The organism is Caldithrix sp. (assembly GCF_056497305.1).
Window position 1 is genome coordinate 60,106 of sequence record NZ_JBSMDE010000163.1, and the last position, 11,275, is coordinate 71,380.

The window sequence follows — 11,275 nt, forward strand, 5'->3', positions numbered from 1 at the left end:
GTTCTTTTACAATTGTTCGGTAAACGTTGAGAGATGGCAAAGGGAGAAGTTTGCAATCCAGCTTAGCGGTTCGAATCCGGCCATCGCTTTTTTTATGTTTAGAATGGTTTAAATGTGCCGAGGTGGTGGAACTGGCAGACACAAGGGACTTAAAATCCCTTGGCTCTTTTGAGCCGTGCGGGTTCAAGTCCCGCCCTCGGCACTAAAAAAAGGCTTCCAGGAAAAAGGATTTTCTGTAAGCCTTTTTTTATTAGTGTATAGTGAGAATTTATAGGGATGAAACAGTAGAAAACCAAGTTGCAAAATAATTTAATTTGCATTTGACAAATCTTTTTAATTACCTTCTTTTAAATCTTAAAGCTGTCAATTCAGATCGGTGGTGCCCTTGCATCTTGGTTCAAATAGAAGTGTTCAAATTAGGAATGATGCGTTTTTTCTTTTTGCATGTAAATCACCACGACTACATCAATCAATTTTTATTTCAAATCACGGTCTGATAATGATGACTTTGGCCAGGACTGTGAACTTGTTTCTTTCCATTAAAACAGAGAGCACCCTGAAAACAACAATTGTCATAACATTGAGATAAAAGATATATTTGTTACAAGAGAATTTTGTTTTTTCTAATAATAGAAATAATTGGACAGGATAAGCAATGCGCTTTACTGTTATCTCTTGTATTTTGGGGAGGCAGGACAACTTCTTAATATTAACTCCTTATCTGGATTAAAAATAAGGTAAGGTATTCTGTTTTCCATACTTTTTTTAGTTGTCGCATAAATCAAAAGTGTATTTGCAGAATATGCCATCTGCTATAGTGCAACATTGATCTAATAAACAAAGATCAAAAACAAAGCATTTGTCCCAAGTTGAAATTCATTTGTGTGGGGATATATTGTGTTCTACATTAAATTTTTGAGTCTGGTTCATACTAACAAAAATGAGGAGGAGCCAACATGACAGAATCCTTATTAGACCATCGTATTTTATTTTTAAGTGAACCTATTACCGACAATGTTGCCAATCGGTTAATAAGCCAGTTATTATTATTAGATGCTCAGGATCATCAAAGGACAATTGATTTATACATAAACTCACCTGGCGGAAGTGTGCTGGATGGTCTGGCGATTATTGATACCATGCTTTGTATTCAGGCGCCCATAACTACCATTTGTTTGGGTAAAGCAATTTCTATGGCTGCCTGGATACTGGCTGCTGGCACAAAGGGGCAGCGTCATGCCACGCCTCATGCGGAAATCATGATACATCAACTCTCAGCCGGTATCCGGGGAGAAGCAAATGATATTGAAGTATATGCAAAACGCATAAAGAGGCAACAGGAAGAACTAATTAAAATGTTAGCACAATGGACCGGACAGACCATGGGCAGGATCCGCAAGGATATTAATCTCGATTATTACATGACTGTTCAAGAAGCTAAGGCATACGGTCTGATCGATGAAATTTTGCAACCTTATAAATAAATAGGACGGGGGGAGCATGAAATTTCAAAATCCATATATCCATACCTTCCAAAATGAGGGCCAAGATATAAACGTGTATAATGCTGTATTTGCCATTAAGCTCACTTCATATCCATTAGTGAAAGTAGAAAAAATGCGTATAAGTTCTACAGAGCAAAAACATCTGGAAGAAATGATCGACTTTATTAACACTCAGTACAATCTGAAATCTGAGAGGACTTTAGCCTTGCGTTATATTGTCACCCCAAATCCAGCGCAATATTTTAAAGGCAAGGTAGAAATCGTATTATTAGCGCAAACAGAAAGTAAATCAAAAAAAGCAGCGGTCAACGGGGCCATTAATTTTGCCCGTGGACTTTCTGCAATTCTAAATGGAAATTTTCCAGACCATTCATGGAATTTTATAAGGAACGAATCGGCTTTTGCAAAAGTTTGGGAACCTTTTGAATGGGAAAAACTGAATATTTCAGAAATACGGCGCAGGGAAGATTTCATTTTAACCAATACCATGAATCCACGACCCGCGCTCGGTAGGCAAAAGGCAATAAAAAATGAAGAAGCTAAAAAAGGGGAAGATCATGTTTATTACGTTCATGGTTTTATTCCTCGTCCCAATGATCTAAATAGATTATTACGTATACTACTTTTACATCAAGCCCCCATAATCTGGCAGACAACCATAAAATCAACCCATATTCAAATCGATGAGGAAATTGCCCTGGCTAATGAAATCTCAAAATGTGAAAAAATATATTATGCAGGGGAATCCGCCCTGATCAGAGAAAAAAGTAGTGAACCAAAGCTTCCTCATTTGCGTGCTCGGGACCTGGCCGAGAACTTGATTAAACATCTACTAAGATTAAAGGACGCCCCATTCTTAATGTCAATTATTCTGGCAAGCCCTGAAAAGATTCCTCAGGAGATCATTGAATCTGTGGGGATAGAAATCACTGCGCCAGTTGGTAATCTGCCCAATCTTTCTATAACAACTCCCAGAGATTTTTTGCAGATGGGAGGCTATGATACGGTATTTCCAGATGGCAAAAAAGAATTAAGAATTGCGCAAAAAAATTTCCATTTTCTCAGATTTACTCCCTGGGGACAAAGTTTAGCGCCAGAAGCACTAAAACGCCTTCGATTTATGGTTGATGCTAATGAGGCTGCTTCTTCTTTCAGGTTGCCCATTCTGGGCGAGGAGACAATACCGGGATTGCCAGTTAAACGAGCAAAAGAGAGATTGCTATTGCCTGAGGATTCGATGAAGATGAGGATCGGTAAAAAATCCCGGTTATTTATCGGATTTAATCATTACCTGGAACAAAAACAACCGGTTTATATCGGTGCGAAAGATCGAAATCAACATATGTACATTGTTGGGCAGACCGGAACAGGAAAAACGACGTTGATGAAATCTATGATTTTAGAAGATATCTATGCTGGTAATGGCCTGGCAGTTATCGATCCGCATGGAGACTTGTTTGATGAATTGTTGGGTTTGATTCCCGAAGAACGAATCGATGATGTGGTGGTATTGGATCCTATGGATATTGCTTTTCCGGTTGGAATAAATGTTCTGGAATATCGTGATGAACAGCAACGATACTTTGTCGTACGTGAGTTTAAGGCCATTCTGGAAAGGCTTTTGAAAGATCAATATGGAGATCGTTTTATAGATTATACGGGCCCAGTGTTCTGGAAACATGTGCAAATGAATTTATTACTGGTTATGTCGCATTTAAAAAATCCTGGTACATTATTAGAATTTGAAAGGATTTTTAGTCAGAATAATTTTTGGAAAAAATTTATCCCACCTGAAATAAGCGATATTTATTTAGATAACTGGATTAAAGAAGATCTACCAAAAATTAGCTATACAGAACGCCGTTTCGGAAGTGACATAAGCACGGGGGAATATATCAGTGGAAAGTTTTCCGATTTTTTGTTTGATCCCAAAATGCGTTTGATTTTTGGACAAAAGCATTCTACAATAAATTTTAGAAAGATTATGGACAATGGACAAATTCTTCTTGTGAATTTAGCTAAAGGAGAATTAACCGAGGCAAATTCAAGGTTTTTAGGAATGCTTTTGATGGCAAAATTACAGGCAACGGCTCTGGAACGGGCTAATATTCCCCCAGCCGAACGCCGGATTTTTTATCTTTATGTAGACGAATTCCAGTCTTTGGCTACAGAAAATTTTATTCTGTTGCTATCGGAAGCACGTAAATTTGGCCTGGCCCTGATATTAGCAAACCAATTTTTGTCTCAAATTGAAGACAAACGCATCATTCAATCCATTTTTGGAAATGTGGGAACAGTGATTAGTTTCCGGGTGAGTCAGGAAGACGCAGGTCAATATTTAGGTCCTCATTTTTCACCTACTTTCAGTGCCTTTGATTTGATTAATTTGCCGAACTGGCAAGCTTGTGTTAAAACGACGATTAATGGTCAGGTTGTTTTGCCCTTTTCAATTCAAACAGTGTTGCCAAAGCATCGTTTTAATGAAGACGTTGCCCGCAAGGTACGTAGTCAGTCGCGTAGAAAATACGGCCGAAACAACAAAGAAGTGGAAAAAGAAATAAGGGAGAGTTTGATCTATAACCCTCAAAATGATAAAAAAAATGGAGGAATTGAAGATGAACTATCCAGATTATTATGACAAAATTCGAGTGGCCCGCGAAAGAGAATTGACAACCAATCTACAAAAAATGTTATGCGTCGATCAGCTTGTGCCCGTATTTGAAAAAGCACAAAGTTCGCAAAATAAAAATTATATGCGTTCTATTGTAGAAGGCAGGGCGTTTCGCCTGACAGAAAAATTGTTCCCTCAATTATTCCGACTCTGCCAGAACGTATTAGAAACATTACAATTCGAGGAGCCTATCCAATTTTTTGTGATTAATGATCCCGAAACAAACGCTTCGGCTATTTTAAAAGAAGGAGAGTTAAAAGAGCATTTAGTTGTTTTGAATTCGGCCTTAATCGAAAAATTTGACGACAAAGAATTGAAGTTTATTATCGGACATGAAATCGGACATATTATTTACGAGACCGTTCGCCTGGATAAATTTTTCCATGCTCTTTATCCAGAGATCAATAATATTCCCTACCAGTTGGTCAATCAATATTTTTACTGGAAAAAACTGAGTGAGCTTTCCGCCGACCGCGTGGGGTTTATCAGTTCGCCCGATTTAGAAAGCGCTATTTCTACTTTTTTTAAACTTTCGGCCGGTATTCAGTTGAATAAACATGATTTTAATTTTACAGAATATCTGAAAGAAGTGGATCGGACGCTGGAACAATATATCGAACGCAACTTTGTCGTTCATCAATCCCATCCCATCAATCTGCTTCGAGTAAAGGCTTTAAAACTTTTTAGCGAATCACAATTGCTTGCCGGCAACCTGGAAGAAGATAAGGAACTGGTCAAAAAGATGGATGAAATCCTGGATTATATGCAATTGTATCCGGACAGCGAACTGGACTTTTATCGTACGCAATTCATCATTATTGCCGGTATTCTTTTTTCCGGTATCGATTCGAAGATATCCCCCGAAGAAGTGGAGACGATTAAGGAAAATTTAAGCATGTTCTATCTCTTTCCCGGAAGGGCGTTCGAGCGTTATTTTAACGAATTACTGGAACATCAAAATCCGGCTGAGTTAATGGCTGAAATTACTCAAAAACTCATCTCGATTGATCCTTCAGAGCGTTACCCCATGTTGCAGTTTTTAGTACACATGATGATTGCCGACCGGGTGATCAAATCAGAAGAAATAACCTTTTTACTCGATTTTTCATCGAAAGTTCTGGGGTTCAGTGAGATCGAGACCAGCCGATTGATTATGGATATGATCCAGAAAAAAGGTTTTAAACCACGTGTGTAAATAACAGATAATGTTTGATATAAAGTGTAAAAGATGGCTGATCTCACATCCTTTTTAAGCATTACCGCCCGTCTGGCAAAGGTTGAATTGACCATCACAGAATCCATTGCATTTAAACATTTTTATCATGGCAATATTATTCGCGCCTTGATCATTCATTTACTGAAGAAGAAGGAACGATGGGAAGATCACAGCCTATCCCCGGGGCTGGTACCCATTGTACTGGAAGACGGCCAATTAGTTTACCAATCTGGCGATGTTTATACGATTGGACTCCTATTTTTGGGAAATGATTTACCTCTTACAGAAAAATTCAACGTGAGATTGGCTAACTATTTAGGAAGACCGGAAGGTATTCTTCGGCTGGGGGTAAATGCGCGGTTAAAAAATTATGTATTGTTCGATGAAATTAATTTGTTGCAGATATTTACGAGGGTAAAAAAAAATGTGCACGACCACTTTACGATCCGGATTTTGACTCCATTAGCCATCGATCGCGAAAAGCAAGATATGGTGGCCGGACATTCACGTTATGATCAGCAATTATTTAAGGTGGAGGTTCTGTTTAAAAAAATTATTGATCGATTCAACAATTTGTGCCGCTCAGGAACTTTACGATTAGATGAGATTCAGACGGAGCATTTACCGCCGGTTGCGCTTCAATTGCTCAATAAAAATTTGATGTGGCTGGAGTTGCCCACACAAAAACGAAAAAAAAATTACGGCGGAGTCGTGGGGAGCCTGGAGGTAGCCGGCAAACTGGATGATTTCTGGTTAATGGCCCTGATTGCTGGTTCTATTTTGCACATTGGTGAAAAAATCAATTTTGGCTTCGGTTTTTATGATATCCCGGAATTTTTTACAGATATTGCGCAAATTTTGAAACCGAAAATTTCATTGATTGATCGGGCGTTAAGTGAGAGTAATCTGAGCGATGCGTTTCTGGAAACAAAAAAGAGCAGTAAGGTGGACGGAGAAAATTTAGATGAGTTCGAAGAGCAGTATGCATTCCTGGCAGAACAAATTCGGGAAAAAGTTAAAAAAGGGACGTACAAACCGGCCCCGTTAAAGGGATTGGTTGCGAAACAAAATAAAAAAGTGCGCGCACTGGCCGTGCCAACGGTTGTGGATCGCTGGCTACAAAGAGCGGTTCTAAACATTCTTGCTCCAACTCTGGATACCCTGTTTGAAGATTGCAGTTATGCCTATCGACGCAACTATTCTCGCCAGCAGGCCCAGCTGGCAATTCAACAAGCCTATCGGCAAGGCTATCGCTACGTTTTAGAAGCCGATATCGAAAATTTTTTCGATGAGGTAGAATGGGATATTTTGTTAGGCAAACTAAGAGCGTTGTTCCCTTTTGATCCGGCGGTCGATTTAATGGAAAAATGGATAAAAGCGCCGGTCATGTTCCGGCAAAAATTAATTCAAAGGCAAAAGGGCCTGCCACAGGGTGCGGTAATTTCGCCTTTACTTTCTAATCTTTATCTGGATGAATTTGACGAATCGATTCAAAACGCCGGATTTAAGCTCGTTCGCTTTGCTGATGATTTTGTTATTCTATGTAAACATAAAAAACAGGCCGAAAAGGCTTTGCGCCAGGCCCGGATAGCTTTAAAACAACTGGATCTTGAAATAAAAGAAAGTAAAACGGGCATTACACACTTCGACGATGGATTTCGCTATTTAGGCTATTTGTTTTGTCGATCCGTAGTTCTGGAAACCTTTAAAGAAAAAGACCAGCGGAAATTTGATTGGGCTCTGTTGGACGAAAGCAAAATTCCGCCCAATAGCTGGCTGGCCAATGCGCGCTTTAATGGGCAAACATTGGAACAATTCTTAAAAACGAAACGACGGCAACTATTTAAAGGCTTGTTCAATAAACGGGATCAACGCCCGATACCAGCGCAAAGAACCGTATATTTAGGCGATTATCAATCCAAAATTAAAGTAAAAAATAATCAACTTATGATTTTTAAATTAAATGGGGATAAATATGCATTGATCGATAAAATTCCTCTCGAGCTTATTCAGCAAATTGTTCTACTGGGCCCTATTCCTCTGAGCATGCCGGCTTTGTTTAAATTAATGCGCAAAAAAATAGCGGTATTGTTTACCAGTGCTCAAAGTAAACCGGTTGGGATGATAGAGCCTGTCCCCAGAGATGTTTCGCTATGGATCAAACAAGAAAAATTATTTAATGAAGCCGAATTTAAAGTGAGCTTCAGTCGCTCCATTGTGATGGCTAAAATTCATAACTTTTTAAAAAATTTACAATATTTAGAGTGGGCGGAAAGGGAGCGTTGTTTCAATGAATTAAGCGTATTGAAAAATAGCTGTCTCAATAAAAATTCTGTTGAAACCATTCGCGGCATAGAAGGCCGGGCCGCTGCGGTTTATTTTAGGCATCTGGCAACCATCCTTGGTAAAGAATGGAATTTTAGCGGGCGTAAAAAACATCTGCCTGCCGACGGCATTAATGCCTTACTCTCGCTTGGATACACGATTTTGTACAACTATTTAAGCGGTATGATCATGGGTCAGGGGCTCAATCCGCAAAAAGGAATTTATCATGCATCGCACGCCAACTTTAATGCTTTAAGTAGCGATTTGCAGGAAGAATTTCGTTTTATGATCGATCGTCTGATTTTAACGCTAATTAATCGCAAACAAATCACCCCGGAGCGCTTTAAGCAGCCGGAAAAACGAGGTCGGTATTTTTTGTTAAGTAAGGAAATGAAGCATCTTTTTATCAAAGAAGTAGAAAAAAAATTACATCAACGTATATTTTGGAGAGTTTGTAAAAAGGAGATGAGTTATATGGAAATCATGAATTTTCAGGTAATTCAGATAAAAGAATTGATATTAAAAAAACGAATGGAATATCAACCGTTTATAAGGCGCTAATCATGTTGTACGTTATTTGTTATGATATTGAAGAAGACAAAACACGCCGACGCATTAGCGTCATTTTACAGGGCTTTGGCCAGCGCGTGCAAAAATCGGTATTTGAATGTGAATTGGATGAACGGGGACTGCAACGCCTGATTCGTCAGTTAGAAAAAAGCTTTACCGGGCAGGAAGGAGATAACATTCGAATTTACCAGCTTTGCCAGGGCTGTAAAATGAAGTCCTTAGGAATAGGGAAGATATCGCCTTCATTAAATGAAAAAGATTATATTTATTTGTAAAGCGCGCATTTTGTGTTTATCTTTAAAAAACCGTTTTTAAAATTATGGCAAGCAGGGTGAGAATGAATAAAATAGCATGGACTGATAGTAAAAACGATCACAAGAAAAAAAATAGCATTTAAGGCAAAGAAAAACAATGAAATACATAATAAATAGGTCCATGCCAAACATTTAACATGAATAAAAACAATGGAATATATTCAAGATGAAAGTGGTAAAAAAGACGAATTTACCAAGAGTCGGCCCTGAAGGGTTTAGGTTCATGTCAAACGACGATTTAGCGCTTGCCTGCGTAGGGATAGCGGGCGCGCGGTAATAATGGACCTGTCTGGACAGGTGATTGAGACTTGTAAAAATACACCATTTCATATCCAGCATATACCTTTAGGTAATAATGGACCTGTCTGGACAGGTGATTGAGACTAAACTTAAGATGATAACTCCGGAAAATCGTTTGAAAAATCCCTTGTAATAATGGACCTGTCTGGACAGGTGATTGAGACCTTATTTCCATTCGTCTCAAGATGAGGCTTGAGTTACGGCGTGAATGGAACTGTCCAAACAGGTGATGTACAGTGTGGCTAACGGATATTCTTAACGAGATACACCATTGAATTTGTGAAATAAATCGTATTTTTAGTAGTTGTTAATCAGAGGATAATCGAAAAAACAGCCCCCCTAAAAGGTCAAGTATTTTTTTATGTTTAGTATTGATTTTAATTTTTCTCTTTTGTAATATTGATCTGAAGAAATTGCGAATCTGCTTTCGGTTTTATCAGTCCACACGCTGATTTTTAAATTTTAGATTTTTTTCCAGATAAATTATAGGCCCATAGCCTTTGAATAAAAATTTTAAAAACGAGAAAATGTTTTTACATTGGGATATTTTAATATGGCTAATATTTCAGCCTTAAAGCCCGATATTTTTTCGGCTTACTTATTTTTTCCTTTTGCCTTCGATAACACAACTATCCAGGTTAACAGGCTGGTGGATGCCCTGCAGAAGGATCCGTTGAAAAGTTGGCGGGCAGCCGATTATGAAATAATAAAGGGTAAAGATTACAACGAATATCTTTATTTTTATCCCTATGCCAGGGATATTCTCTTTTCATCGGCTAAATCAAACCCCAGAGATTTTTATTTTTTACAATGGCAGCAAAACAACCTGAGCTTAAAAATTTATGGTAACGACCCACAGCCATTGACCGCTGGCGTGGAGGGCGTCTATCTCCATCTCTATGAGTTTGGCGTTGGCATATTAATTTTTGAGCTCAACAACCGGTATCCCTGTGCCAACTTACAGGAATACATTCGTCTTCTCGATCTGGCGCGCCGCCTGTATCCTCCTTTTGTGCATGGCGATTTCGACTTTTCGGATCCTCGCCGGGAATTAGTCAGCGCTATTGGGGAAAAAGAGTGCCCGGCAAAAGTCCAGCTGTTTGAAAATGAGCAACTATTGGTTGAACATGATTATTTTAACGACAACCGATGGCGGATGGCAGAGCCCGACCGCCACATTCCCACGCTTTCGCGCTTGATCACCTATTTTCTGGATCTGGAACGTCCGGCATTCCATTTTACCACGGCTGCGGAAAAGTACTGGTCCATTGTGGACGACCGCATGTTTGTGCACAGTTTTTATCGTTTGCCTCTGGACGACCAGATACACAATCAATTGTTTGTAGAGAGTTTAAAACGATTTTTTTCTTTAAACGATGAGGAAAAGCACCGCTTTAAAGAAAGATCGCTGGATTATTGGTACCAGATGATCTTTCTGGATCAGAATACGCCCACCTGCCAGAATCCGATCTTAATGAAATCTATCTTAAACGGGGCGACTTATACGCGCTGGACGGATTATCACACTTTCTACGGCTACTCAAAGTTCAGTTCAGTCATGCTGGTTACGACCAATAATGCAGAAGATAGCGATGATTTTTCTCATGTATTACATAGCCATTTTCACACCATGTACTATCAAATTGCGGTATTGCTTTTCTTTTACCGCGGCGCTTTGCTGGCCTTTTCGCGGCGCAGCGCTAAAATTGTTAAGTTGTTTCAAAAGGGGATTCAGAAAAAAGGCAAGCAGTTGCTGGAACGTTTGCAGAAAGAGTTTTTGCTATTCCGCAATCGCTTCTGGTTTAAGGAGGTAACCGCACAGGACCAGGGAATTGAGATATTCCAGAAATGGGCGCAACAAATGAATATCTTTGAATTAATGGAAGATGTAAAATCAGAAATTCAGGAATTATATGAATTTGTTAATTATGTGAATGAGCAAAAAGAAAACCAACTTTTAAAGTGGATTACCTTTGTCGGAGCTGTTTTACTTCCAATTACTGTTGTCACTGGTTTTTTAGGCATGAATTTGTTTGATCCTCAAAAACCGCCAATAATTAATCTGACTGATTTTGGGAACGGTTGGCTGTGGTTCTGGGTTCCTCTATTACTGCTTTATCTGGCAATTTTTATGATATTTATTTTACATAAACTCAAAAATGAATAACCATATGAGCTTTGCCTTTTTCCTGGGCGGCTATGACGCCGAAATGTGCGAGATCAAAAAGATTCTGGAACAGACGCATCAATCGTTTTATGATAAACGGTTGGCGTGGGGCGCCAGAGCCAGCGATTACCAGCAGGAATTAAAAGAGCTGTCAACGGACCTCATTCCCGTGCTGATTGAATTAAAACGCGATATTGCCCTGCCGGA

At 39.1% G+C, this 11,275-nt stretch carries 6 protein-coding genes, 1 tRNA gene and 1 pseudogene; all 8 read left to right on the forward strand.

Features of this window, described 5'->3' with window-relative positions:
• Window positions 1-116: 116 nt before the first annotated feature.
• Window positions 117-202, forward strand: a tRNA-Leu gene (locus tag ACWB0I_RS13820).
• Window positions 203-956: 754 nt separating this feature from the next.
• The gene (locus ACWB0I_RS13825) at window positions 957-1,484 is read left to right on the forward strand and encodes an ATP-dependent Clp protease proteolytic subunit (RefSeq protein WP_479388657.1); all 528 of its coding nucleotides are present in this window, start codon (window positions 957-959) and stop codon (window positions 1,482-1,484) included.
• Window positions 1,485-1,500: 16 nt separating this feature from the next.
• Window positions 1,501-4,143, forward strand: a complete 2,643-nt coding sequence (locus ACWB0I_RS13830; RefSeq protein WP_479388658.1) for a type IV secretory system conjugative DNA transfer family protein — start codon at window positions 1,501-1,503, stop codon at window positions 4,141-4,143.
• Window positions 4,121-5,371, forward strand: a complete 1,251-nt coding sequence (locus ACWB0I_RS13835; RefSeq protein ID WP_479388659.1) for a M48 family metalloprotease — start codon at window positions 4,121-4,123, stop codon at window positions 5,369-5,371. The genes ACWB0I_RS13830 and ACWB0I_RS13835 overlap by 23 nt, the downstream gene beginning before the upstream one ends.
• Before the next feature lie 33 nt (window positions 5,372-5,404).
• Window positions 5,405-8,278 carry a CRISPR-associated endonuclease Cas1 gene (cas1, locus tag ACWB0I_RS13840; RefSeq protein ID WP_479388660.1) on the forward strand — a complete coding sequence of 958 codons (2,874 nt, stop codon included), beginning with the start codon at window positions 5,405-5,407 and terminating at the stop codon, window positions 8,276-8,278.
• A gap of 2 nt (window positions 8,279-8,280) precedes the next feature.
• Window positions 8,281-8,562 (forward strand): CRISPR-associated endonuclease Cas2, encoded by a 282-nt coding sequence (gene cas2 / locus ACWB0I_RS13845; RefSeq protein WP_479388661.1) that lies wholly within the window; start codon window positions 8,281-8,283, stop codon window positions 8,560-8,562.
• Between the two features lie 892 nt (window positions 8,563-9,454).
• Entirely contained in the window at window positions 9,455-11,068 is a 1,614-nt protein-coding gene (locus tag ACWB0I_RS13850) for a CorA family divalent cation transporter (protein ID WP_479388662.1), read from the forward strand.
• A gap of 4 nt (window positions 11,069-11,072) precedes the next feature.
• Window positions 11,073-11,275 (forward strand): annotated as a pseudogene (locus ACWB0I_RS13855) (hypothetical protein); the annotation flags it as partial.